The 26173-nt window shown below is 45.4% G+C and carries 22 protein-coding genes and 2 pseudogenes; 10 read left to right on the top strand and 14 right to left on the bottom strand.

The window, feature by feature from the left end; genetic code table 11:
- Positions 1 to 45 precede the first annotated feature (45 nt).
- A complete protein-coding gene (locus AB4375_RS16550) occupies positions 46 to 654 on the top strand; it encodes a TetR/AcrR family transcriptional regulator (protein ID WP_372052043.1) in 609 nt (202 codons plus the stop codon).
- A 123-nt stretch (positions 655 to 777) separates the two neighbouring features.
- The gene (locus tag AB4375_RS16545) at positions 778 to 1272 is read left to right on the top strand and encodes a peptidylprolyl isomerase (protein WP_017060208.1); all 495 of its coding nucleotides are present in this window, start codon (positions 778 to 780) and stop codon (positions 1270 to 1272) included.
- Between the two features lie 130 nt (positions 1273 to 1402).
- Here AB4375_RS16545 and AB4375_RS16540 read toward each other — a convergent pair.
- The 5 genes and pseudogenes from AB4375_RS16540 to AB4375_RS16520 all read right to left on the bottom strand — a co-directional run.
- Positions 1403 to 1519, bottom strand: a pseudogene (locus tag AB4375_RS16540) (cytochrome c); the annotation flags it as partial.
- A gap of 42 nt (positions 1520 to 1561) precedes the next feature.
- On the bottom strand, positions 1562 to 2428 hold the full coding sequence (locus tag AB4375_RS16535; protein ID WP_102394218.1) for a DMT family transporter: 867 nt from the start codon (positions 2426 to 2428) through the stop codon (positions 1562 to 1564).
- A 110-nt stretch (positions 2429 to 2538) separates the two neighbouring features.
- Positions 2539 to 3636: an alkene reductase gene (locus tag AB4375_RS16530; protein WP_017065285.1), complete on the bottom strand. Its 1098-nt coding sequence runs from the start codon at positions 3634 to 3636 to the stop codon at positions 2539 to 2541.
- Positions 3637 to 3650: 14 nt separating this feature from the next.
- Positions 3651 to 4028, bottom strand: a complete 378-nt coding sequence (gloA, locus tag AB4375_RS16525) for a lactoylglutathione lyase (protein ID WP_017066787.1) — start codon at positions 4026 to 4028, stop codon at positions 3651 to 3653.
- 203 nt (positions 4029 to 4231) lie between these two features.
- Positions 4232 to 5167 (bottom strand): annotated as a pseudogene (locus AB4375_RS16520) (LysR family transcriptional regulator).
- A 773-nt stretch (positions 5168 to 5940) separates the two neighbouring features.
- On the opposite strand from AB4375_RS16520, the gene AB4375_RS16515 reads away from it, so the two are divergent.
- Both AB4375_RS16515 and AB4375_RS16510 read left to right on the top strand, forming a co-directional pair.
- Complete coding sequence (locus tag AB4375_RS16515) at positions 5941 to 6552, top strand: hypothetical protein (RefSeq protein ID WP_017065282.1); 612 nt, start codon at positions 5941 to 5943, stop codon at positions 6550 to 6552.
- Entirely contained in the window at positions 6552 to 7541 is a 990-nt protein-coding gene (locus AB4375_RS16510; protein WP_372052041.1) for an efflux RND transporter periplasmic adaptor subunit, read from the top strand. The genes AB4375_RS16515 and AB4375_RS16510 overlap by 1 nt, the downstream gene beginning before the upstream one ends.
- A gap of 107 nt (positions 7542 to 7648) precedes the next feature.
- Here the strand turns inward: AB4375_RS16510 and cyoE are convergent, their stop codons facing one another.
- From cyoE to AB4375_RS16475, 7 genes are all read right to left on the bottom strand, one after another.
- A complete protein-coding gene (gene cyoE, locus AB4375_RS16505; protein ID WP_372052039.1) occupies positions 7649 to 8518 on the bottom strand; it encodes a heme o synthase in 870 nt (289 codons plus the stop codon).
- Positions 8519 to 8526: 8 nt separating this feature from the next.
- The gene (gene cyoD, locus AB4375_RS16500) at positions 8527 to 8838 is read right to left on the bottom strand and encodes a cytochrome o ubiquinol oxidase subunit IV (RefSeq protein WP_004736302.1); all 312 of its coding nucleotides are present in this window, start codon (positions 8836 to 8838) and stop codon (positions 8527 to 8529) included.
- On the bottom strand, positions 8838 to 9473 hold the full coding sequence (gene cyoC / locus AB4375_RS16495) for a cytochrome o ubiquinol oxidase subunit III (RefSeq protein WP_372052038.1): 636 nt from the start codon (positions 9471 to 9473) through the stop codon (positions 8838 to 8840). The genes cyoD and cyoC overlap by 1 nt, the downstream gene beginning before the upstream one ends.
- Positions 9445 to 11520 carry a cytochrome o ubiquinol oxidase subunit I gene (cyoB, locus tag AB4375_RS16490; RefSeq protein ID WP_372052036.1) on the bottom strand — a complete coding sequence of 692 codons (2076 nt, stop codon included), beginning with the start codon at positions 11518 to 11520 and terminating at the stop codon, positions 9445 to 9447. Before cyoB ends, cyoC begins: the two co-directional genes overlap by 29 nt.
- Positions 11521 to 11525: 5 nt before the next feature.
- A complete protein-coding gene (gene cyoA, locus AB4375_RS16485) occupies positions 11526 to 12422 on the bottom strand; it encodes a ubiquinol oxidase subunit II (protein ID WP_080544732.1) in 897 nt (298 codons plus the stop codon).
- Positions 12423 to 13171: 749 nt separating this feature from the next.
- Positions 13172 to 16270, bottom strand: coding sequence for an efflux RND transporter permease subunit (locus tag AB4375_RS16480; protein ID WP_372052035.1), 3099 nt, complete (start codon positions 16268 to 16270; stop codon positions 13172 to 13174).
- Between the two features lie 8 nt (positions 16271 to 16278).
- Positions 16279 to 17391, bottom strand: a complete 1113-nt coding sequence (locus tag AB4375_RS16475; protein ID WP_372052034.1) for an efflux RND transporter periplasmic adaptor subunit — start codon at positions 17389 to 17391, stop codon at positions 16279 to 16281.
- 205 nt (positions 17392 to 17596) lie between these two features.
- On the opposite strand from AB4375_RS16475, the gene AB4375_RS16470 reads away from it, so the two are divergent.
- On the top strand, positions 17597 to 18211 hold the full coding sequence (locus tag AB4375_RS16470; RefSeq protein ID WP_102393158.1) for a TetR/AcrR family transcriptional regulator: 615 nt from the start codon (positions 17597 to 17599) through the stop codon (positions 18209 to 18211).
- 94 nt (positions 18212 to 18305) lie between these two features.
- On the opposite strand, the gene AB4375_RS16465 is transcribed toward AB4375_RS16470, so the two are convergent.
- Positions 18306 to 18824, bottom strand: coding sequence for a lipocalin family protein (locus tag AB4375_RS16465; protein ID WP_017060193.1), 519 nt, complete (start codon positions 18822 to 18824; stop codon positions 18306 to 18308).
- Positions 18825 to 19144: 320 nt separating this feature from the next.
- On the opposite strand from AB4375_RS16465, the gene AB4375_RS16460 reads away from it, so the two are divergent.
- Entirely contained in the window at positions 19145 to 20893 is a 1749-nt protein-coding gene (locus AB4375_RS16460; protein ID WP_372052032.1) for an amidohydrolase, read from the top strand.
- A 99-nt stretch (positions 20894 to 20992) separates the two neighbouring features.
- Here AB4375_RS16460 and AB4375_RS16455 read toward each other — a convergent pair whose 3' ends face one another.
- Positions 20993 to 21481 carry a hypothetical protein gene (locus AB4375_RS16455; RefSeq protein ID WP_017065270.1) on the bottom strand — a complete coding sequence of 163 codons (489 nt, stop codon included), beginning with the start codon at positions 21479 to 21481 and terminating at the stop codon, positions 20993 to 20995.
- Positions 21482 to 21748: 267 nt separating this feature from the next.
- Between AB4375_RS16455 and AB4375_RS16450 the strand changes: the two genes are divergently transcribed.
- From AB4375_RS16450 to AB4375_RS16435, 4 genes are all read left to right on the top strand, one after another.
- Positions 21749 to 23011, top strand: coding sequence for an amidohydrolase family protein (locus tag AB4375_RS16450; RefSeq protein ID WP_372052030.1), 1263 nt, complete (start codon positions 21749 to 21751; stop codon positions 23009 to 23011).
- Between the two features lie 285 nt (positions 23012 to 23296).
- The gene (locus tag AB4375_RS16445; RefSeq protein WP_017068111.1) at positions 23297 to 24418 is read left to right on the top strand and encodes an alpha/beta fold hydrolase; all 1122 of its coding nucleotides are present in this window, start codon (positions 23297 to 23299) and stop codon (positions 24416 to 24418) included.
- Between the two features lie 768 nt (positions 24419 to 25186).
- On the top strand, positions 25187 to 25435 hold the full coding sequence (locus AB4375_RS16440; RefSeq protein WP_061026016.1) for a hypothetical protein: 249 nt from the start codon (positions 25187 to 25189) through the stop codon (positions 25433 to 25435).
- Positions 25425 to 25961: a hypothetical protein gene (locus AB4375_RS16435; RefSeq protein WP_372052029.1), complete on the top strand. Its 537-nt coding sequence runs from the start codon at positions 25425 to 25427 to the stop codon at positions 25959 to 25961. The genes AB4375_RS16440 and AB4375_RS16435 overlap by 11 nt, the downstream gene beginning before the upstream one ends.
- Positions 25962 to 26173 lie beyond the last annotated feature (212 nt).

Genomic DNA, 26173 nt, shown 5'->3' with positions numbered 1-26173 from the left:
ATTAGCGTATGTAATGCTAACCGCGACATATTGAGTAGTATCCCGATGACTGTAAAAAAAACGCTGAGCCAAAGAAAACGTGAATCGATCGTTGCCGCTGCTATCGCAGAGTTTACTGAGCATGGCTACAAGGCCACCAGCATGGATAAAATATCGAGTCGCGCAGAAGTATCAAAGCGCACAGTATACAATCACTTTGCCAGCAAAGAACTGCTTTTAGATGAGATTCTAGACAGCATTTGGAGCAAAACTCTGGCCGCAACGCATTTCCCATATCAAGCAGAACTGCCACTTGAAGAACAGCTTTCCTCGATAGCCAATCAAGAGCTTGAGTTACTTGAGTCTGAAGGCTTCATCGACCTGTCACGCGTGTTGTTCTCAGAGTATTTCCATAACGCAGAACTGGCGCATCAAGCGATGGAAAAATATTCCCAATCAGAAAGTGGACTTACAACCTGGATTAAAGCCGCGTTGGCAGACGGTCGTTTAGTAGAACTAGACCCACAATTCGCCTCCACGCAGTTCATTGGTCTGCTTAAGTCTTTTGCGTTTTGGCCGCAAATCATTGGTCATGTGCCGTCACCGGATGCTGCACACAAGCAAGTGCTCATTACTTCAAGTGTCGAGATGTTCCTTAAACAATATCAGGCGTGATTTTGGTGGTTGACGAGAATTCAACCACAATAAAACCATCACTGGTATCCGCTGTTATTTTCCCTATACTGCAACCCACTTTCGTCATTACGACTCAGTAAAACTTCAACTTTAGGTAGCCCTATGATTACTTTCACCACCAACTTTGGCGATATCGAGATTGAACTGAACCTTGAAAAAGCGCCAGTAACGTCGAAAAACTTCCTTAAATACTGCCAAGACGGTTTCTACGAAGGCACGACATTTCACCGTGTTATTGAAGGTTTCATGATTCAAGGTGGTGGTCACACTATCGACATGACAGAAAAACCAACTCGCGCCCCAATCGTCAACGAAGCAAACCGTGGTTTGAAGAATGTGATTGGTTCTGTGGCAATGGCTCGGACTGATGCACCACATTCTGCAACGGCGCAGTTCTTCATCAACCTTGATGACAACGATTTCCTAGATCACACCTCAACAACCAATGCTGGCTGGGGTTACGCGGTATTCGGTAAGGTTTCAGCAGGTATGGATGTGGTAAACAAAATTGCGAAAGCACCAACAACCATTCGCTGGGGACACGAAGATGTGCCTTGCGAAGATATTGTGATTACAAAAGTCACTATTCGCGACTAATTCATTCACGTCCTTTCCCGCCCCTAGTGCATTCGAATTGATGGCATAAAGAAAAGAAGGCTGTGCGATAGGACTATGGTGGTAAGGGTTCGACTTTACCACCTGTATTTAAAGCTCGTTGTTAGAATAGTTACCAGCGAGAATGATAAGTACGGTGACACCCTTTGCACGTCTTATTCGCAGAATTTAACCCTTGCTCTGCACTCGACAAGTCTTGTTCAACACTCGCCTGATAAGGCTCAGAAAAGCACTTGAAGAACAACCCACACTCGGCCTTGCGCCGAATGTTTTATTTTCGTCTCGACCATTTGATATAGCAAAATAGTGAAGCAATGATCACCGCCCCACCGAGCAGCTTCTGCATCTCTACACTTTCGCCAAGCACACTCACACTTAACAGCAGCGTCCACACAGGCTCAAGAATCATGATCAATGCCGCCACTTCCATGTTCACGGAGTGCTGACCGACCGTTTGTAGCAAGTAACGAATAGACGTTGCGATCACCGCAGAGACAATAAACCAGAAGACTAAGGTTTTGGTGATTTCGAACTCCGGCTGAGCTGTCATAGAAGCAAAGGCTAAACCACTCACACCCACCACAAACAGTTGCACACAGATTGATGCGATAGGCTTGATATTGGTAATCACACGCTTGTTCATCACAAAGTGAACAGACAACAACATCGATGCTAGTAAGAAATAAATCTGACTCTGCTCAACATGCCAGCCGTTACCCAAAGTCAGCAACAGCATGCCGATAATCGCGATAGGGAAAGACATCCAAAACGCACGATTAGGTTTAACTCGAAACAAAATCCAAGACACAAAGGGGGCAATGATCATGGCTAAGCTCATGATGAATGCCCCTTCAGACAAGGTCTCGGTCACCGACACTGCATACACCCAGACTTGCAGTGAGGCAGACAGCAACAAACCCACGCCGCAAAGAGACAAGATCTGTTTAAACGAAAGCTTACGAATATGATGAATACAAAACGGCAGAAGAATAAGACTCGCCACTAAAAAACGCACACCAATGAACACTGGTCCCGGCATTTCCAATACCACCAGCTTAGATGCAATCCATCCAACCCCAGCTAGCAGGGTGGCAAATAGAAGGTAAAGCTCTCCGCGCATCGCTTTCACGTTCATCATTTTACTTAGTCCAATAACAAAAAAAGCAACCCGACTCTGCAAGGTTGCTTTTTATAAACATTCAACAGGATCGAGATACTATCTCAATACTCTGCTTCAGGCAGCTGTTTTTAGCCTGCGTATTCTGGGTAATCCGTTAAACCTTTTTCAGCACCACCGAACAATGTGTTTGGATCGTGCGCTGCAAGTGGGTAACCATTTTGAATACGAGCTGGTAAATCTGGGTTCGCAACGAATGGACGACCAAAACCAACCATGTCAGTTACGCCTTCAGCAACGGCTTTTTCGCCACGCTCGCTATCGTATTTACCCGCATAAATAAGGACACCCTCGTAGGCTTCACGAACTGCTGCTTTAAATGCTTTTGGCGTTTCAGGTGCATCGTCCCAATCAACTTCTGCAATATGTAGGTAAACAATTTTGTATAGGTTAAGTAGTGCTGCCGCCGCTGTGTAAGTCTCTACTGGTGTAGCGTCAACCGTACCATTCAACGATGTGAACGGAGCAAGGCGGACACCAACACGGTCAGCACCAATCGCTTCAACCATAGCTTCAACCACTTCGCCTAGGAAACGTAAACGGTTTTCAATTGAACCACCGTATTCGTCAGTGCGGTTGTTTGCTTCAGAATCGATGAATTGGTTGATTAAGTAACCATTCGCTGCGTGAAGTTCGATACCATCAAAGCCTGCTTCAACCGCATTCAAAGCCGCTTGGCGATACTGTTCAACCACCTCTTTGATGTCTTGTTTCGTCATTTCACGAGGTTCAACCACATCAACAAAGCCCGGTTCATCAGTACCGTTATCGATGAATACCTTTACGTTTTGTGCTTTAAGTGCAGAAGACGAGATTGGCTGTTCACCACCAATGTTGTCTGGGTGTGTTACACGGCCTACATGCCAAAGTTGAGCGAAGATAACGCCCTCTTTTTCATGTACGGCATCAGTCACTTTTTTCCAACCAGCGATCTGCTCATCAGAATAGATACCCGGAGTCCAAGCATAGCCTTGACCCATAGGTGAAATTTGTGTGCCTTCAGCAATAATCAAACCTGCAGAAGCACGCTGAGCGTAGTAAGCCGCCATCATATCGTTTGCTGAATTACCAGGTTGCGTTGCGCGAGAACGCGTCATCGGTGGCATAACAATACGGTTTTTAAGCTCGATATTACCAAGTTGAATTGGTTGAAATAGTGCGTTTGTCATTGTTATATCCTCGATTAACCTAGTTGAATCAGTTCGATTTGGTAGCCGTCTGGGTCAGTAATAAAAGCGATATGAGTTGAGCCGCCTTTCACTGGACCCGCTTCGCGAGTGACGTTGCCACCTAGCGATTTGATTTTGTCACATGCTGCGTAAATATCTTCTACACCCAATGCCAGATGACCAAACGCGCTGCCCATCTCGTACTCATTCGTATCCCAGTTGTACGTTAGCTCGATAGTCGTGCCGCCTTGCTCATAGCCAACAAAAACCAATGTGTAGCGGTACTCTTTGTTTTCGTGGCGTTCAAGTTCCTTCATTCCCAATACCTTGGTGTAGAACTCGATAGACTTGTCTAAATCAGTAACTCGGATCATTGTGTGTAGGAATTTCATATTTCGCCCTTTTTAGCCCAGCAACCTGAGCCGATATAATCGTGAGTGGAGGTTACCCACTTCTTTGTTAGGGTTAATATACGAGCTGACAGCAAATAAATGAAATTATCATAAATTCTCATTGTGATAATTTTTTATTATAACTCACTTAATACAAGTGATTTGTTAAGAAGATATTTGGCAAACAAAAGATAGGGCGACGATCAGAAAGCGGAGCGCCAACTGTTTAGTGATTTAGACATGTCATTAGTCGTATTGATGATCTGCTCTCTCAACCACTTATGTGCCGGATCGGTGTTCTGTTTTTTCAACCAAATGAGGTAATGAGAGATAGGCTGATAATCGAAAGGCGGTTTGAACAACTGTAACCCAAGACATTCCTGATACTGGTTCGCCATAGAAAGCGGCACAACAGTGATGTAATCAGTCTGGCTACACAGCATTAGGTTACTGGCCATAGAGCTGCCGTGAATTACAATTTTACGCGAGGATAAGTCTAACGAAGTGTAGTGAGTCAAACTTCTTACTTGGCGACGTGTTCTGGCTAAAACCGCATGTTGCTCACTGAGATATTGCGCCTCGGTGATCTCACCTTTGATCCTAGGGTGCCCATTTCGGCAAACAATCACAAACTCACTGTCGTAGAGCTTTTCGCTCATCATGCTTGAATGCTCAGGCAACACAATGTCGATCATCAAATCAAACTTCTGAGTTAATAGATCCTCATGGACTTGATCATCACTATCTGGTTGGTCATACACCTCAAGAGATAAGCCTTGGTTAGATAACTGAGAAAATCGATCGAGCAACATCCACTTTAAATGTTCGGGAACCTAAGCCACAAACCTGCGCTCTGTACTCGCTTCATCAAACCCAGCCATACCTTGAAACACGCCGTTGAGCTCGTGTATTGGCGCTTTGATTTGCTCATACAAGCTTTGCGAGTAAGCAGTAGGCACAACCCCTCGCCCACTGCGCACAAACAACTCTTGGCCAATTTCATTTTTCAGTCGGCCGAGCGCAGTGCTGATCGTCGATTGATTGGTATTCAAATGATCGGCAGCCTTACTCAAACTGCCCTGCTCCATCACCGCTGAAAACACAGCCAATAAGTTAAAATTCGGAATGTCATTACTCATGATTCAGTGCTCATTTGGCGATAGATTTAATTATCTTATCGTAAAAGCGATAGAATGAAACAACGGATGCTCATTGAGAAAACAAAACTGAGAAGGAAGCATCATATGGTAAAGAGCAAAAATGTCAGAACAACTCACTCTTTCGAATAGCTGCCACATTCGCCAGATTGGAATCTAAATCTCTTCGCTGTGCCAGTAACGCTTAATCCACCCAAACTCACCCTAGACTGGTCGGAGTATTCAATATTTCCGTCCTGCCTTATTGATACTTTTATAGCCACTTCTATGATCCAGGCTAATTAAATAGACATATTTTATAAGCCGAGTTTGAGCCTGTTCAAATAAACCCACCTCACGTTTAAGCAACCACTCAATTCATCGTAATTACGATAATTCAATATCGCAATAATGCGTAGATAGCACCAGTTACACTTCCTATTATTTCGCCAACAAATCAATTCTTAACCTAAACAGAAAACCTAAAAATGTGTAGATGATGGTGTTGCACACATCACGGAAGACGGCCTTAAAACCCAATGCAGCAAACGAACCTATCAATGGTAGACGTTACTTAAGAATGATTTCGCCAGGTGTTTTTAACACTCTATTCGCGAGAATGCGTTGTCTACGTGGTCAAAGCGATTTTTAATTGTCATCTAGTACTTTTGACTCAGTAGGTCTATACGGTTACGTGAGTTCAACACCTCTTTCAGATGTCTTCTAAAAGTCTTGTACCAAGGCTGCACTTTCTCTCTCCTTATTTAGGTTGAGATATGAACTTTATTAAAATCGTTTTCCAGAAAATCTGGGCCGTTGTGATGGTCTTGATTAAATTCTGCCTGTTTATGGCAGTGATGTTTGCTGGAGCATGGGCTCTTGCACCATTAGGCACAATCCATTCTAAAGACATCGACATGTCTCAATTCAACAATCACCCCAATGAAATGATGATGAACTTCTTCCAGATGGAGTCCTTCTCTGGTTACTTGTTCTCAGTGACCATTGCTGTGGTATTAGCCGGTGTTTACGGCATGTGGCAGTTGCATGAACTGGGTGTGCATAAAGCAAAAGAGCACAAAAGCGCTCACGTTCAAATCGTGTTTGCACTGTCACTTTGCGGACTCTTCATCAGCAAAACATTCTGGGTTATCGCATTGGTTATCGCATTGGCGAACTGGAAACATATTGGTCAATCACTGAGTGATGTGATTCGCCGTGGTGTTCAGCCTAAACAAGACGCGACCAATACAGAGACAGCCGCAGTCCACGTATCACCTGAACAACCGGTAACAGAGCCGTCTTCAGTAGAGCAATCTTCAAAAGAACAGGCTTCAGAAGAAAAGACTCCAACAACACCATCCGCTACAGAAAAAGAGGTCGCATAATGAAAGAGATGATGATCCCATACATCCTAATTGTATGGTCACTGTTTGCGACAGGCGCACTTAAGAAGAACTTCAAGAACTACACATGGGCTGCCATTGGTGGCGTAACGATTCTTGCGGTATTAGCGGTAATCTCTCGCTTGTGGGCACCCGTTGATCTAACCAACTCAACCACAGTGAAAGCACCACACGCGGTAATGTCACCGATCTTTGGCCAGCAGATCGACCAAGTGCTTGTTGAACACAACCAAATGGTTAAAGAAGGCGACGTAATTTACACACTCGTCGACATTGACTCAGCCGCAGACAAAGCAAAGATCGAATCTTCAATTGTTCAGAAAGAAGAAGAGATCAAGCAAATGAATCGCGACTTAGAGCGTGCTGAAACGTCACCTGAAATCTTCAATATGCGTGACGTAGAAAAGTACGACTCTGATCTTCGAGTGCTGCATGCTGAACTGGTGTCGTTAAAAGCCGATTTACAAAAAGTAAATTGGGCGCAAGAGAAGAAAACCATTAAAGCTGAGTTTGACGGTCAGGTATCGATAGTGAACATTGCTGAAGGTTCTGTAATGGGTAATATGCACCTCTACAACACCAGCAAAAAGTTTCTTGAGATGCGTATTTCAGACCAAACTTATGGCTATGTTCAAGTAGGAGACTTCGCTGAGTTCTTCGTTGATGCATACCCAGGCCACGTGTTCCGAGCAAAAGTACACAGCTTTAATGCCGGTACCGGTGAGTCGAGTATTTCTCCACTTCAGGGGCCACAAAGCGTCGGTCAACACGTGGTAAGAAACGGCAATGGTTTAGGTCGTACTATCGTACTTGAGATCATTGAACCAGAAGGTTACAACATCCCTATTGGTTCAACTGGCGCGGCTTGGATCTCAGCTGAGAAGCCACATCCGTTCTGGGGCTTCATCGATGTAATCGGTGCAGCAACGGTTCGCCTACAATCTTACAAGTCATACTTAGGTGCTTGGTAAACAAGTTACGCGTAAGAGTTGGATAGAAGATAAACAAAAATACCCCGCTCGTCGGGGTATTTATATTATTGGTGCGAACTGCTTGATAGGTTAATCTTGTTCCAACCTTACGAAAAAGGCAACGGAATCAACTCCAGCCCCAGTACACCACTGATACTCATGACCACCAGCAGAGAGACCTTGAAGACGGTCTTTGACCACTGGATGTAGTTGAGGCAATCGACTTTGCGAAATGTCACTTTGGTCCACATAAAGCAAACCGCCGCCGACACCGCTAGGTATTCATAACCTGCTTCTCCGAGTAGGAACAGCGCTAAAGAGACTGCGCCAAACGCTACTACATACGCTTTCATGTGCTGATGTGCTTTGTCGACGCCCTCTTTCACCGGTAACACAGGTATACCTGCATCGCGGTAGTCTTGAATGCGGAACATCGCGATCGCGTACGAGTGTGGCATTTGCCATAAACAGAACATCACAAACAACAATACCGCTTCAAGGCTGATGTAATTCGTCACCGCCAAGTAACCCACTAACGGCGGAACGGCTCCCGAAATACTGCCGACTAAAGTGCCATAAACCGATGTACGCTTGTACCACATGGTGTAGAAAAAGACGTAAAACACATAGCCAAGCAACACCATGACCGCAGAGATCGGATTAGCGAACTGGAACAGAAGCGCTGTGCCTGAGAGTAGTAAAACCAAGGCATAAACGAACGCGACGTCTGTATTGATGTTGCCCTGAACCAATTCTCGATTTCGTGTGCGCTTCATCTTTTGGTCGATGTCTCGATCAAAGATGTTGTTCACAACACAACCTGATGCAATCACAAGTCCCACACCCGCTAATGTTGTCAGTAACAACATCGCGCTGGCTGGTTCTGTTTTTGCGGCGAGGAAGAACCCCGCCGCAACAGAAATCAGGTTGCCGAAAATGATGCCCGGTTTGGTGATAGACAGATATCTTTTCAGCATACCTTAGCCTACAACTTCATGTTGACGTTCATGTTGTAGATAATCCATACCGAGCCAGCGATAAGAATCAATACAACAATGGCGGTAAACATCAGTGACACCAAGTTCCAACGCCCATCGGAAGATTTCGCTTCCATATGTAAGAAGTACTTAAAGTGCACAAAAATTTGCACCAACGCGCAGCCGAACAAGATCACGTACGTTTCTGTGCTTGGTAATACATGCGCCCACACGATGTAGAACGGAATAATGGTGAGAATCAGTGACGCAATAAAGCCTTTCACATAATCCGTTGCACCACTGTCTAGATGCTGTTCCATTACATCACCCCCATTAAGTACACGATGGTAAATACACAAATCCAAACGATATCAAAGAAATGCCAGAACAGGCTTAAGCACTGGAAACGCATCGACATGTTGTCGTTCAAGCCTTTGGTTGAAAGCTGGTGATACGCCACCGCCATCCAGATAAGACCGAACGTTACGTGCAAACCGTGTGTACCAACCAAGGTAAAGAACGCTGAAAGGAACGCACTCTCTTGAGGACCATAACCTTCTGCAATCAAGTGGTGGAACTCATACACTTCCATACAGATAAAGGCTAAGCCCAATACGAAAGTCACTTTGATCCAGCGCTTCAGTCCGGTCACGTCTTTGCGCTTCATCGCAATCATGCCAAAACCGAAGGTGATACTACTGAACAGCAGCATCATGGTTTCGACAAACACGAACGGCAGTTCAAAGATGTCTTTACCTGTTGGCCCTGCGATAGACCCACTCTCAAGCACGGCATACGTCGCGAAAAGCGTGGCAAACAGGACACAGTCACTCATTAAGTAAACCCAGAAGCCAAACAACTTGTTGCCCGCAGCTTCGTGGTGATGATCATGCGAGTGTGCAAGATCATAAGTGTGTGACGGAGTATTAGCTTGCATACGTCGTCTCCAAGTCATCTTTTTTGTCGTTGTTATCAGTGTCAGCGCTGTTACCACGACCAGAATGGTCGCCTTTCACTGACTGTTTCTTCGCTTCTGCAAGCTGTGCACGTCGAGCCGCTTCAATCGCTTTGATCTCTTCAACTTCCACGTAGTAGTCCACATCGTCGTTGTAGCTGTGTTGAATACACGTCACCACGATGCCTACTAAGCTTGCAGCCGCTAGCCACCAGATGTACCAGATCATTGCGAAGCCAAATGCCAACGCCCATGCAGACACATAAATGCCTGTCGGTGTGTTCTTCGGCATGTGAATACGTTCGTATTCTTCTTCCTGAGTTGGATCAAACTCACCACTTTGCTTTTGATACCAGAACGAATCGATCTCATCGCCCTTAGGCAGTTTTGCAAAGTTGTAGAACGGTGGTGGTGACGATGTTGCCCATTCGAAGGTACGTCCGCCCCACGGGTCACCGGTTAGATCTCGGTTTTGGTCGCGGTCACGAACACTCACGTAAATCTGAACAAACTGACACACCACACCCATCGCAATCACGCCCGTACCTGCAGCCGCAACCGCCAGTAGAGGGAAAAACTCAGGGTTAATGTCTTGGCTCAAACGACGCGTCATGCCCATAAAACCAAGAGCGTAAAGCGGCAAGAACGCCATCAAGAAACCGATGATCCAGCAATAGAATGCGCGTTTGCCCCAAAGCTCGTTCAGAGTGAAGCCGGTCGCTTTCGGGAACCAGTAACCAATCGCAGCAAAACAACCGAAGACAACACCACCGATGATTACATTGTGGAAGTGCGCAATCAGGAATACCGAGTTATGCAGAATGAAATCTGCGCCCGGTACCGCCATCAACACGCCCGTCATACCACCAACAGTAAAGGTGATAAGGAAGCCCACAGTCCACATCATTGGCGTGGTAAAGCGGATACGTCCTTTGTACATGGTGAATAGCCAGTTGAAGATCTTAACCCCGGTTGGGATAGAGATAATCATGGTCGCGATGCCGAAGAAGGCATTCACATTGGCGCCAGAACCCATGGTGAAGAAGTGATGCAGCCAAACCACAAACGCTAAAATAGTGATAGCCACCGTCGCCCATACCAGCGAAGTATAACCAAACAGCTTTTTGCGAGAGAAGGTTGCAGTCACTTCAGAGAACACACCGAAGATAGGCAAAATCAGGATGTACACCTCAGGGTGTCCCCATGCCCAAATCAGGTTCACATACATCATCACGTTGCCACCAAGGTCGTTGGTGAAGAAGTGCGTGCCGATGTATCTATCCAACGTCAGTAACGCGATGGTCACCGTCAGGATTGGGAAAGAGATGATGATCAGGATGTTGGCACACAGAGATGCCCACGTGAATACTGGCATCTTCATCATTGGCATAGAAGGAGTACGCATGCGCAAAATAGTCGCGAAGAAGTTCACACCCGTTAACGTGGTACCCACACCGGATATTTGCAGCGCCCATATCCAATAATCGACCCCGACTCCCGGACTTGCCTCAATACCGGAAAGCGGCGGATACGCCAACCAACCCGTACGGCCAAATTCACCTAAGCCCAGTGACATGTTGGTTAGGATGATACCCACTACAAACAGCCAGAAGCTCAAGTTATTCAGATAAGGGAACGCAACATCACGAGCACCAATTTGCAGCGGCACAATGATGTTCATCAAACCGATAACCAAAGGCATCGCGACGAAGAAAATCATGATCACGCCGTGAGCCGTGAAGATCTGGTCATAGTGATGTGGCGGTAAATAGCCTGTCTCACCCGCTGCAGAAAGCAATTGCTGACTACGCATCATGACGGCATCGGCAAAGCCACGAACTAACATCACCATCGCGACCGCAATGTACATGAAGCCCAATTTTTTGTGGTCTACAGAAGTAAACCATTCATTCCAAAGGTATTGCCACTTACCGGCTTTTGTTACCGCATACACCACTAAACCACCCACTAAAGCGATCATGGTTAACGTGAACAAAATAATGGGTTCGTGGTAGGGAATTGAGTCTAGAGTTAATCTTCCAAACATGACGATTATCCTTGGGTTTCCGGCAAACAGTTCATTGAACCAGGGTGCTGGGTCACAACATCAGTGAATAAAAATGGTGGGATACTGGAGAACAGAGTCACAGGTTCAGCCACACTTGGCGCGGCCAATGAACGGAACTGCTCCCAATCTTCAATACGATCAGGACTTGCTTTCACTTTCTCCACCCAGTTTAAAAACGCCACTTGATCAGGCATGGCTGATGCGGTGAATTTCATTTGAGAGAACCCTTTACCACTGTAGTTCGATGCAAAACCTTTGAAGTCACCTTCGTGGTTCGCGATCAAATTCAGCTTGGTCACCATTCCTGGCATCGCGTAGATCTGCGAACCAAGACGCGGGATAAAGAACGCGTTCATGATGTTGTCTGAAGTTAGCTTAAACGTCACCGGTACATCTTTCGGGAACGCAACATAGTTAACCGTCGCAATGTTTTGCTCCGGATAGATGAACAGCCACTTCCAGTCCAGAGAGACCACTTCGATCACCATAGGCTTAACGTCACTCACCAGAGGCTTTGATGGCTCTAATTCGTGTGTTGTTCGCCAAGTGATGGTGGCTAGAATCGCGATGATGATGATTGGAATCGTCCATACCACCACTTCGATCTTGGTTGAGTGCGCCCAGTCAGGTGCATACTCTTCTGTGGTGTTGCTTTCACGGTATCTATAAGCAAAGTAGATGGTCATCAGGATCACGGGGATGACGACAATCAGCATCAGCAACAGAGCCGTAATAATCAGCTCCTTTTCCTGAACGCCAACGCTACCTTTTGGGTCGAGCAATGCGGAGTTACATCCTTCGAGCATCAGGACGGTTCCCACCAAACCAATCCTCGACAGATTTGTCCTCGATAAAATGCGTTTATATCTTGAAGCTTCCATTAACTTTCTCGATGGTTATCCAGCCTCAGAACGAACGTCTGAGTACTGGTTGTCATGATCATTAGAATATTTATGTGTTGAGCATGTGAAACGCCGCATCTCAAAAAGCAATGCAATAAAGCCCGTTACTGCTGGGTTAAAACCACACAGAAAACATGACTTAATTGTTGCACTTTGAAATACATTGTTACATTTGGCGCATTATGAAGAGTTGAATTTGAAAGCTCACCAAACAAACTTGGAAACTAACCTTCCATTTATGAAGACAAAAACTAAGAAGCAGTAAGCGATTAAGACACACATCAATAGCGTGCTACACAGATGGAGTCAGTACTGACAAGGGGTTTAGAAAAAGTAGATAAACACTCGCTCACCACCAAAGCTCGGGGCAAGTTCAAGGTACATTAGAAAGAGCGAATAAATAGAAGTGTGACGCCCGTCAAAATTGTTAATTCACATACCATTTACAAGGTATTCACTGGTTAGATCATTCAAAACCCACACCCATTCACCAAAAAGATAATCAAGCATTCATCGATGCACTAATGTGACGAATTGAAAGAATATAATGACTAACAGAAAGGATAGTTTGACTAATTGAGGGCGTAATAGCGGTAAAAAGCACAACAAAATGGTAGGAATTGGGGTGAATTTATCGAGAATAACAACACCATAATCGAGCCAGATACGGCTCGATTATGGGCAATTAAAGAGTAGCCAAATTGAAGAGACGTTAAATCGAAAAACAGTTATGCCGCTTGAGTAGTCATGGATTTTCGCTGATTTCGAGTCATCAAATGATAAACCACAGGCACAAAGTAGAATGAAATAAGCGTGGTTAATACGGTACCGCCCACAATCGCGACCGCAAACGGAGGCCAGAAACCACCGCCAGCGATGATCAACGGCATAAAGCCCCCCACCGTCGTAATCGTGGTCGAGCTGATATGTCGAGTACACGACATAACGGCATCAACGACTGCATCAACATTCCCAGAGGAAGCCTCCTTGTCTAGCTTTAATTCCGTCAGAATGACAATGGCCGCGTTGATAGCCAAACCAGCAATGCCGAGCATCGCGATGATCACCGTAAAGCCAAATGGATAACCGAAGATCCACACCGACAGCAAGCCTAGGCCACCAGCCAATCCCGCCACCATGAAGATGATGCTACTCATTCGGAACGAGTTGAACGACATCACCACCACCAACACCATCAATACCACCACAACGGCGACATTCGAGATAAGGCTGTTAACTGAATTGTCACGCTCAGCGGATTCACCACCAAAACCAATGGTGTAGCCTGATGGCATCTCATAGCTTGCTAAGCGTTTTTGGAATTCATTAAGTACGGTTTGAGGTAAGACACCCGCTTCAATGTAACCCTCGATGGTATTCACACGCTGCCCGTTACGACGAGTAATCGCACCGCGGCTGGTCGTCAATTCCAGTTCTGCCAGAGTCGAAACATTGATCCCCGTTGAGTAGACATCAGAGCTGATTGGCAAACGAATATTGCTTAAGTGAGCCAAGTTTTCACGCGCCTCATCTGCCACACGAACACGGATTGGTACCGACTCACTGCCTTCAATCACAGAGCCACTTTCACGACCTGTCAACGTAGTTTGCAGCATACCTGCGAACTGGTTCAATGAAATACCATTCAGCTTTGCGGTGTCTTCATCAACCTTCAACCACACCTTCGGAGTACCTGGTTGCAGCGTTTCCCTTGTGTGCGTCACATGAGGAACACCCGCCAAAATCAATCGCACATCCTCACCAATCGCTTTCAACGTATCGAGGTTTTCACCATACACTCGCAGTTCAACGGGCGCGGTAAATGGAGGCCCTTGGTTAAGCTTACGTACCAAGATTTGTGCTTCCGGCACCTCTTCATCCAACACCTTTTGCAACTGTGGAATTAGCGCATTGGCTTGGTCAAAGTTCTCTGTTTTGACCATAGCTTGCGAGAAGTAAGGCGCGTTGTTTTGCCTTGCTTGCAGGTTGTAATAGAAGGATGGGAAGTTTGCACCCACGAGCCAATCGATACGCTCCACTTCAGGGTAACGATGAATGATATCGTCGATTTTTTCAGAGGTGTTTTTAGTGGCATAAATGCTCGCTTGCGGCGGCATGTACACCTGGATCTCAAACATGTCTCGGTCTGATGGCGGGAAGAATTGCTCAGTCAGCTGAGACATACTCCAGTAACCGGTAAACGGAACCAACAACACCAAAGCAATCGTGATGATTGGATGCGTGACGCCAAAGCGAACAGAAGACGAAAACCAACGCGTCAAAGCAGGAATTCTCAAACCCGTCATGTACCAATGGTGCTGCCCTTTCTTGTCGACATCACTGAGTTGTTTCGGCAGTAGCTTGGTCGCTAAGCCTGCGATTAAGGTGTGCGAGATAATGTAAGAGCCGATCAATGAGAAAGAAACGGTAATCGCAATACCACCGACAAATTCACCCGATGCTCCCGGCATCAAGATAATCGGGGCAAACGCCAACACGGTAGTTAAGGTTGAGCCTAATAACGGCACCCATAAATGCTTCAATGCATTCATGGTCGCTTCTGCTCGTTGTTGCCCTTTCAAACGATACGCCTGAATGGTATCGACCATCACCACCGCGTTATCAACCATGATCCCGAGCGCCACAATTAGGCCTGTCACCGACATTTGGTTAATCGGCACACCGGTCATTTTCATGATCGACAGGGTCAATAATGAGGTTAACGGCAGAGAAATGGCGACTAAGATCGCGGCACGTACGCCTAAAGTGACAAACAGCACAATCAAAATCAGACCGAAACCGATCATCAAGCTTTTGCCTAAATCGTCTAAGCGAGTCTCGGTATAACCTTGCTGATTAAACAGCACTGTCACCTTAACGTTACTTGGTAACTCTTGCTCAAATTTACCAATCAGAGCATTAGCTCGCGACGTCCAGTTATCGACTCGCAGATCAGGGTGCATTCTTGCCGCGACAATCACACCCGGCTCACCATCAATAATAGCAATCTGGTCTTGTGGGGTTTTCTCACCACGTTTCACAGAAGCAATGTCTTCCATACGGATGATGTGACCTTTGCTATCAGTGGCTATTGGCACTTGCTTAATGCGTTCAATGGAATCAAGCTCAGACTTAATCTCTAAGCCAAAGCGAGAATAAGTACTCACTAACTCGCCGGCCGAGTTCTTGGCGTCTGCCCCTTCGAGCGATTCAGCGATATTGGCGCTTGAACGCCCTAGAGCAGCGGCATCGGCCGTACGTAAACTGATTTGAATCTCTTCTTGCGGCATCCCGTATTCATCAACGAATTCAGTACCCGACAAAGTTCTTAGTCGCTTGGCGAGCTCTTTGGCATAACGGCCCAGCGTTAACCTATCAGGCTCGCCTGCACCAGACCAAGTTAGCGATGCGATGGTCGTGAAAGCATAGGTATGGTCGCTATCGAGATCAGGCGATTGAGCACCCGCAGGCAAAATGGATTCGATGTCAGATAACTTGTCGCGAGCTTGGGACCAGACGGGTTCTGGCTCGGTGATGGTGTCATTAAGTTCTAGCGTGACAATAGACACGCCCGGCCTTGAGGTTGAGCTCACGAGTTTAACTTCACTCAGCTCACGCAGCTTGTTCTCGATAACTTCTGTTACCAAGGTTTCAACACGCTCGGCACTGGCGCCGGGGAAGCTGGTTGTGATGTTCGCGTAACGGTTGATGATTACTGGGTCTTCTGCACGTGGCAACGTCATGAACGCCGAAATACCACTCACCATCAGCAGCGCGGTCATCAAGATAAGCAGTCGAGTGTTGGAAATAGTCTCTATTATTTTCATACTATTACCTACTCAGCCGCACTGACTGGTTTCACGATTTGGCCCGGAACTAAGCGATGTAAACCACTGGCGATGACCTGTTCACCGTCTTCAATCGCCCCACTTACGTACGCTTGTTGATTGTTAGCAAACAACACCTGAACGCTTCGACGTTCGACCTTGTTGTCTTCACCAATCACAAAGATGTTCCACACACCGCGTAGGCCGTCAATCAAACCCGTTAATGGCACCCAGTAGCCTTGGTCATCAATCTGCTCATCAAATTTCAGATAGGCAAGTTGCCCTTCTAACACCGACGATTGTTCAGGGAACAGATAACGTAAGCCGACACTGCGAGACTGTGTGTCAACCATTGCGCCCGGATTCAACAGGCTCACAGCGAATTCATCTCGCCCGACGCGAATACTTGGTGCGGAAAGTGAAGTAACCTTTTTCATTTGATGGGCAGGAATACCGATAAAGGCTTCCTTCCCTTCAGAGGCAAGCAGTGTAAGAGTTGGATTCCCTACATTCACCACATCTCCAAGCGAGACAAAGCGGGTTGCGATGGTGCCTGAATATGGCGCACGAACTGTCGATTTCACCAGCTTCAATTGATTGCCTTTTACCGAGGCATCAATACGCAGCAAGTTCGCCTGCAATACGCGTTGCTCACTGGTTAACGAATCAATCTCAGCTTCGGCACTGAAGCCTTTCGCTTTCAATGAGCGCTGACGCTTTAAGTTCGCGGCCACAAGACTCAGTTGAGCTTTCACTTCTTCGGCTTGTGCTTTCAATTGGCTAGATTCAGTCTGCAGCAATTGAGTATCTAACCGGATTAACGGTTGACCTTCGGTTACTGTGTCACCGACATCCACTAAAATCGCATTTACTTTTCCGGCCAACTCGAAACCTAAATTGGCCTGCTGACCCGCCTTAACCACACCCACATATTCACGCTGCACTGCATAAGAGGAAGACAGCGCCAAGGCCATCGTTTCTACAGTTAAAATGGTTTGGACGCTCGAAGCCGTTTCAGCGGTTGAATCAACCGACTCTTGGGCTTGTTCCTTTTCGCCACATCCAACAAGAAAAGCCGATAGAGACAACGCCACCGCACTTCCCTTCATCAATTTATACATACTCACTGTTCCTATGCAGTACTCAATCATGTTCTTTTTTTAGACTAACCAAACCAAACTAGACTGTCTAGTTTGATTATGTTAAAAATAAGTTTCATCGTTAATGATTGATAAAACCATCACAAAAAGCATAATGCTTAGCGCAGAACGAAATGCATTGAACTGAGCAAAGCCAAGTACCAAGCAAGTAACGAGAAGCAAGCACGTGACAAAAATCATCAAGAGTGAACAGAAGAGATCGCAGATCTTAACCGCAGCCAGCCAACTTTTCTCTGAACATGGCTTCAAGATCAATATGGATCAAATAGCCAAAGCAGCGAACGTTTCCAAGCAAACGGTCTACTCTCACTTTAAAAACAAAGACGAGCTTTTCGAAACCTGCATGCAAACTAAGTGTGCCGAGCGCGAACTCAGCCCTTCTGCTTTTGATATGAATGCCACTTTGGAAGACGAATTGGTGAAGTTTGGTGTGAAGTTTCAAGATTTGTTACTTGATGAGCAGTCCAGACAGACCTTTCAAAATGCTGTGAGCCAATCCAACACGCACCCAGAGATCGCCTCTATCTATTTAGAAACTGGGCCTCAGAAAACCACCAAATTACTTGCTGATTATTTGCAGTCGAAAATAGACTCTGGTGATCTCACACTGTCGACATCAAGCTCACCAGTCATTGCAGCACGCCAACTGTTGCTGATGTTTCACGGCAAATCGGCGTATTGGTCATTCTTCGGTCACGATAGCGGAGAATCCGAAGAAGAAAGGCTTCACTACACTCGCGAATGTGTCGCGCTATTCTTGAACGGCAACCAGCCTCGTTAATTGTAGCTCTATCTTTGAATAAAAAAGGCACAGAGAAATTCATCCTCTGTGCCTTATCAATCATCAGCCACTCTCAGCAATAACAGCGATCGGTTTATTGGGTATGTTCCACAACGATCAGCTCATCGGTATTGAAGCCACGCTCTTTCGACATGGCTTTAAACTTCTCCATCACTTCTGGTGCGACTTCAGGCGTTCTTGCGAGTAGCCATAAGTAATCAGTGTCGGGCCCAGAAACAAACGCGTATTGGTAGCCCTCTTTGTCTAATTCAAACACGACATAAGCGCCGTAGAAAGGGCCAAAGAAAGACACTTTCAAATAGCCTTGTTCAGAGCCCTCAACGAAGTACGCTTTTCCTTCCGCTTCGTTCCACTCACCTTCTTCCGCCGAATAACCACGGTTAATCACCTTCACGCCGCCATCATCACGCAGGCTGTATTCAGCGCTGATGTTGTCTAAGCCACGCTCAAACGAGTGATCCAAACGAGCCACTTCGTACCATTTCCCTAGGTATCGTTCCAACTCAAACTGTTGAACAGGCTTTACCGTTTCGGGCATGCCAACACAACCACCCAATAAGATCACGCTAAGCAGCAATAATATTTTTTTCATCCTAACCTCGACTTGTTTTTATTAGTAATGCGAGTAAGTCTCTTGAAAACATAAACTTACATCCTTGGTAATACGTTAAATCCATTTTTATAGCTCACTTAACTGTAATTTATTCAGAACCTTATGTGAATTGTTTAGTCTGCGAATGGATTCGCAATCCTTTATTGACGAGCTGTATTCCCACAACCACCTCAAAAGGCACTGGAATTACATTCAAACAAGAGAGCAACCAAGGACACTTTATTATTAAAAATTCACGATATGATTCTCGCCACTCGCTTTCTATACTTACTAAACCGTGGAACATGGAAGACATAATAATGAATAACAAGCTCACTCTGCCACGTACTGCATGGATAGCATTACTCGCAAGCTTATCGGCCGTAGCGCCGATGCTTGCACAAGCCAACACCGTTGTTCAAACACAAACACCAGTTCAAGCGCAAACATCTGTTCATAACCAAAGTGCTGACCAGATCTTTATCAATGCTGATATATACGGGCATCGTGAGTCGGACTCGATCGTTACCCACAAAGGCAAGATCATCTTCATTGGTAACCAATCACAGGCGCAAACTTTTCAAGGGCAAAGCACTGATGTCATTGATTTAGACAATGCCTTTGTCCTTCCGGGATTTATTGATAACCATAACCATGTGTTTGAAGCCGCCTCAGAGCTGGGTGGCAATTGTGAACTCGACTCTGAAGCAACATTAGAAGAGCAAATCCCCTACTTAGAAGCGTGTAAGATCAATGCTGATACCGATGGCAGAGGTTGGCTAATGGGTTATGGTTTTTCTTTAGAAGCAACGCTCGATAGCGACTCTGACTATACACCGCTAGAGATCATCGACAGTATCTTCCCGGATCGCCCAGTGGTGATCATGGAGCAGACTTCACACTCGATGTGGGTCAACTCAAAAGCACTAAAAATCGCTCGAATCAGCCAACAATCTTCAGACCCACAAGGCGGTGTTTATTTAAAAGACCAAGACAGCGGTAAGCTCAATGGCATCTTATTAGACAATGCTGGCGATCAACTGATGGAGATGGCTTGGAACAGCCAAAGCGAACTGTTTGAGCAAAGCTACCAAGGCTTAATGTTCGGGCTTGAGGAAGCGGCAACCCACGGCATCACCACCATTGGCGACGGTCGCATGTATTGGAAACGAGGTTGGTATGACGTTTGGCTAGAGGCCGAGCAAAATCAAGACTTAACGGCGCGAGTATCGCTACGCCCTTGGGTGTACCCATCGATGGTGATGTCTTCTCAATTAGAAGTCTTTGAGAAAATGCATTCCGACGATAAAAGCCATCTGTTACTTGTCGATCAGGTGAAAATGTACAGTGATGGCATCTTTATCAATGGCACCGCCAAAACACTCGCGCCCTACTTAGATACTTATCTACCCCAGTCTCCTAATGGCTTGAACTATATTCCGCCAGAACAAATGAAAGAATGGTTAACTGCGCTCGAGAAAATCGGCTTTAGCGCCCACATTCATGCGATTGGTGATGGAGCGGTTCGTGAATCTCTTGATGCGATAGAAAGTATTCGCAAACAAGGTTCAACCAAACCCTACACCCTAACCCATGTCGAATTAATCAATGATGAAGATGTGCCACGCTTTCGCCAGTTAGATGTAACTGCAGATTTCCAAGTTGGCTCTGATTACGTTGCAAGGCATCAACACCAATGGGCCGAAGCTTTCCTTGGTGCTCGCCGTGCCAAAGCCATGATGAACCTCGATGCAATACTCAAGACCGACGCCAATATCACCTTAAGCAGTGATTGGAACGTACACGACATCAACCCATTGGTCGGCATCGCGAACAGCTTAATCATGGGCAAAACCGGCCTAACCGATATCTATACCGCCATCGACGCTTACACGCTCAATGCCGCCAAAAGTCTTGGGATTGAAGACGTAACAGGTTCTATTGAGGTAGGAAAATCCGCTGACTTCGCCATTCTCGACCGCGACATCACCACAGTGTCAGCAATACAAATCGCCAAAACTCAGGTGTTGATGACGGTGTTACGCGGGAACGTGGTTTACGAAAAATAGAGCCAATTCGCGTATCGAATTGGTTATCGCAACTCAAACGAAAACGAGCCAGCTTATTCAACTGGCTCGTCTGTTATTCACATCTGTATTTTAGTTCTGTTACGCGTTGGTCTCTTTAAGCGCTTTCACATTTGAATCTTGTTTGTCATCCAGAGCAAAGTAGATCTTCGATACAATCACTTCAGCAACCAGAATCGTAAATACCACAGCGAAGAATGCGACTACACCGCCCCAAGGGCCTGTAAAGCTCACCTTATCTCCGAAAAGAAGGTTAATCGCTTCTAGCATCACGAACTTTGAGCCCACCAAGATAATGTAAGTGGTGATTGCTCGGTACACCTTAGGTGCAGTGCCAGGCTTGCTTTTAAAGTGCTCGGCAATCTTGTGCTCTAAACCAATAGAGAGCTTCAATAATAGCTGCAGCAACAATGCCGCAATCAAAGAGATAGTGAAAGACTCAATGTTAACGAAGTCCCAGTACTCATCGAAGAAGTTAAGCACTACTAAGTCCACCAGCACGGCTAACGTGTAACCTACGAATAGACGTTGTGGTGTGTTGAACCCGTAAACTTTGTCTGATTTAGTCATTCTGTCTCTCTCTAATCTAATTTGATAAGTCGCCTTGATTTGAAATACATCTTAGCGTTCGAATCGAAGCAAAACTTACCATTTCATGACATCGCCAACATTCATTCCTCAAATTAATGATTCGACAAAAATCCCCTTTGCCTCTCTTATAGCAATAGCAAAAACACGCCCAATTCATCACTGTCACCAAATGGCCATTCTTCAAATGCTGCGCCCCATAAGATGACTCCATCAGCGACACACACTCATTTCCAAAAGGTGCAGACTATGAAAAAGCTAATCACTAACGCGAACGTATTTAACGGTGTTGAGAGCAACTTAATCGAGAACGTATCGATCCTCATCGAAGATAACTTGATCACTCAGATTGGAGAGATTGACCCAACGATTGCCGATGAAACGATTGATGCTCAAGGTGGCACGGTCATGTCAGGCCTGATTGATGCGCACGTTCATATCACTTTATCTGCACCATTCAATGTCATTGATACCATGACGCGTGAAGAAGTGGCGATTCGCTCAGCAAAGATTTCTGAAGAGATGTTAATGCGTGGCTTTACCACCATTCGTGATGTAGCAGGTAACACGCTTGGCCTTAAAAACAGCATCGACAACGGCTATGCCACTGGCCCACGTATTCTTCCTTCAATGGCGGCTATCTCACAAACTTGTGGTCACTCCGATTACCGTCAAAACCAAGCACAAGAGCGTTTAGCAAACGGCCATGAAGACTCACCAATGATGAAGCAAGGCTCAATGAAAGTGGCCGATGGGCGTTCAGAAGTCTTAAAAGCGGTGCGTGAACAGCTATTCATGGCCGCGTCACAAATAAAGATCATGCCGGGTGGTGGCGCATCTTCAACCTTCGACCCGCTAGACACATTGCAATTTACATCAGACGAGATGAAAGCCGCAGTTGAGGCCGCTTCCGATTACGGCACTTATGTCGCTGCGCACATCCACACCTCTGATGCGATGCGCCGAGCAGCTGAAGCGGGCGTGATGTCTTTCGAACACGCGACCATCATGGACGACGACATTGCCGAGATCATTAAAGAGAAAGGCATTTGGGTGATTCCTTCTTACTTTACCTCTTCATTGATTGCAGATCGTAAGATCCCGCTGCCGAATGAGGAGACATACCGCAAGACAGAACGTGTAGGTAAAGCCATGTTCAAATCGGCAGAACTGATTAAGAAATACGACATTCAGAACATTGCTTTTGGTACTGACTGTGTGGGCGAAACCAACGTTCATGCGACACAATTAAATGAACTTGGTGCGATTGAGCAAGTATTCGATACCATCACCGCGCTTCGCATGGCGACATCAAACTGTGGACGTTTGTTCGAGATGTCGACTTATCAACACCCGTACCAAGAAGGCAAACTTGGTCAAGTGGTTGAAGGCGCGTATGCCGACCTATTGATCATCGATGGCAACCCACTGGACAGTGTTGCTTGTGTGGCAAACACAGAGACACAAAAACTGATCATGAAAGACGGCAAGGTATATAAAAACACGCTTTAGTGTTCAATATACTCACTAAGTAATGAAACCTCTCAGGCAAGCAAACGAACTTTATAGTCGTTTGCTTGCCTTTTTATTAAGCGCTGTTTTATTGCTACTATTAAACTCAGGTTATTGATTTATGGATAAATCGGGGTGGGATAAGGATGAAATTAGAATGAAGCTATTACTTACTGCACGCTTAATCAGCACAGTGCTATTACTCAGTTCACTGCTGTCAGGTGCGGTAACTTTAGAAATCTATCTAATGAGATACAAGCCATCGACTCCATAACCAATCAATACATGGTTACCTTGAATCAACATGCCTCCGGTTCTGCCGTGGTGATTGAACAAATCAAAGACATTAACAAAGGCGAGGTTGATGGCTACGATGGCATCATAGACAGTGACAGTATTCACTTACATGTATCGAATAACATCCACTACCTACTTATCTTTGAAGATAAGAATCAAGACCTTACCCTACAAGCCGATGAAGCTTTCAGTGTAATCAACCTACGTGATCACCAAGACAGATCAACAATAGAAGTCTCACTAACGGTTAATGAGAGTGAAGCCCCAAGAGCGTTTGTTGATCGTTCACTACCTTCACTGTTAAAAATCGAATTGGATTTGATCGACATAGGCACAGTCGTGAGCTTGGAAGCTCCACCTTTTGACAGAAAAAATGGCAAACTCGGCATGTGGCAGCCGCTGACCTTTTTGCTCGAAGATAACGCTGGGCTCTACTTTCTGTCAGAGTTCGACCCAAACAAAATCCCGATCTTGTTTGTGCATGGCATCAACGCCACTGCGTTAGATTTTGCCCCACTGATTGAAAAAGTCGACCAATCTAAATATCAGATCTGGGTCTTTAACTATCCTTCAGGCTTGTCTCTGGCTTTGAACTCCAAAGGCCTGAATAACCTCATGCACACGGTGTTAACGGAATACAAAATCCAACAATTACATGTTGTGGCACATAGTATGGGCGGGCTTGTCGCCACCAACAGTCTTCGCCAGTGCCGTATTGGGCAGCTATGCGATTTTGTAAGCAGCGTAGCCACCATATCTTCGCCGTTTGGTGGTGTCGAGTCTGCTAAACAAGGGGTCGAGTACTCTCCCGTAGTAATGCCGGCATGGGTTGATTTAAATCCAGACGGGAAATTTATCGCTGACTTATTAATTGACAGCAGTAAGATTCACATTCCCCACTTTTTAGCCTTTGGTTATAACTCGGGCGACCTATTTAATACCAACAGCAACGATGGTGTGATCAATCTATCAAGCCAATTGTCGCGCCCAGCCCAACTCCACGCGTCACAAATCCTCGGCTACAACGAAACCCATTTGAGCATCTTAGATAACGATGACCTTTTTGAAGACCTGTCCGAGTTTTGGTTAAGAGCTGAAGAAGCACATTGATTTATGATTCGGTGCACTAGGCGGCGTAAGTAAATCAGATATTAAAATTGGAACGCTTAGGCATTCCAATCTTTTGGGTGAAGCGTAATGTTTTTCTGAATTGAGAGCATTGATATCCTGTGCGTTCGGGCTGATTTCGAACACCCACCCCCTCTAACTCCCCCTCCAATTAAGTTTATCCCCCCTCTAGATTGACGACCGAGGGGGAGAACCTTCTTTAGCGCTGAATGTGTAACTGCACATGTAACGATCTGTATTCAGTTCCTCCCCTTTCTACGAACCACAATGGATTGTAGATACTGATTAAGGGGAGGCTAGGAGGGGATTTTTAGTAGGACTAACACGGATTTGCCCCATTACATGTTTCTTCCACAGGGCACATATGGTGAGCCAAAAATTTTGCGATACAAAAACTAGTGCCCCCTGAGCATTGAAGACAACTTAGATAATCAACGTCTGGGCAGGATTAATGAGCGTTGTCACAAAGTGCTCGAAAACAACCTAGTTATAGTTCTGGCACTTCTTATTTTGTCGGCATATTCTTAAATTTATCGCAATCTATCAATGCGTTACAAGTTAATCGCAACATCGATAAAGGGAATGAGTTAGTGCGATTTCTCATTTTGCTGGAATGCTATGTTATAGGCCAAGGCTCTACCCAATAAAAAATAGTGTGTACTGAACTTTGCACTTTTAGTGTCAGTTACATTTGAGATGTCGTACCATTAAATGTTATTGTCTAAGTTTCATAGTATATAGGAGTACGACATGAAAAATGATTTGAATGCTCTAATGAGCTTAGTCAAGGATAAAGATGAGTTCTTCGAAGAGGAAAATAAAGAACTAAATACTCTATTGAGAGGGGTAAGCCCTGATGATGTGCCCGATGACTTCAAGCAAGAACTAATAGATCTTATCGATATGATGTTACTAACGGGGAATGTCTTGACTGTTAATAAAAAGCATGTGGACTTCCTGTACAGTGAATTATCTGATGAGGTAACAAATGATCACTAGAATATTTACCGTAATTTTAACGTTAATTTTAACGTTAATATTAACGTTAATATTATTACCAATTTCATTGCTTTTTGGCGTTCTTCGCGGTGTTGTAGTAGCCCTAAAAGGGGGCATGGTTCCAATTGAAAAGGTTATTGAAAAAGGTAGTTTTTTCTTAAAACCACAAATATCCTTAATTGAAAAAACATATGAGAACAAATTCTCTGTGATTACTTGGGAAAGCCTTGTCTACGCTGTAGGTATCGGCGAAGAAATCACTGGTCGTCCTATACTTGACGAAGAAGTATTCCCATATCTGGTTTCAGTGTACGGCAAAGATTTTGAGCCAAGGATCACTCATTTGCTCGACTCACTTCAGGAAAAATATGAGCCAGACACATTTAACAAAATCAAATCAAATATGAGGTCATTGGTTAAGGCTGATGCTCAAAATGGAATGATTAACTGTAGCAACTTTTTAGTTACGAATGCACAAGAGGTCCATGAAGATTTGCAGAGTAAAATCAATGCGTTTAACTCATAATCCTTTGTCCAGAATAATACTAATAAGGCCAATCAATAGGAAGCTGAAATGCTGCGCCTATGCTGGTGACGTTATCTTGTCCATGCATCAACTAATCCGCCAATAGCTTCATTAGCAGATTTACTGGCACGAACATATCCAGCACCTTCTTAGTCTGAATCTTACCCGTGATCACAACTTACCCGTGGCACTTTGTGATTACCGAGGGAGGT

This window comes from Vibrio sp. 10N.261.51.C6 (assembly GCF_041471785.1).
In the GTDB taxonomy this organism is placed as follows: domain Bacteria; phylum Pseudomonadota; class Gammaproteobacteria; order Enterobacterales; family Vibrionaceae; genus Vibrio; species Vibrio crassostreae_C.
Note: the sequence above shows the minus strand (reverse complement) of the source record. Positions and strands in the feature narration are given on the sequence as shown.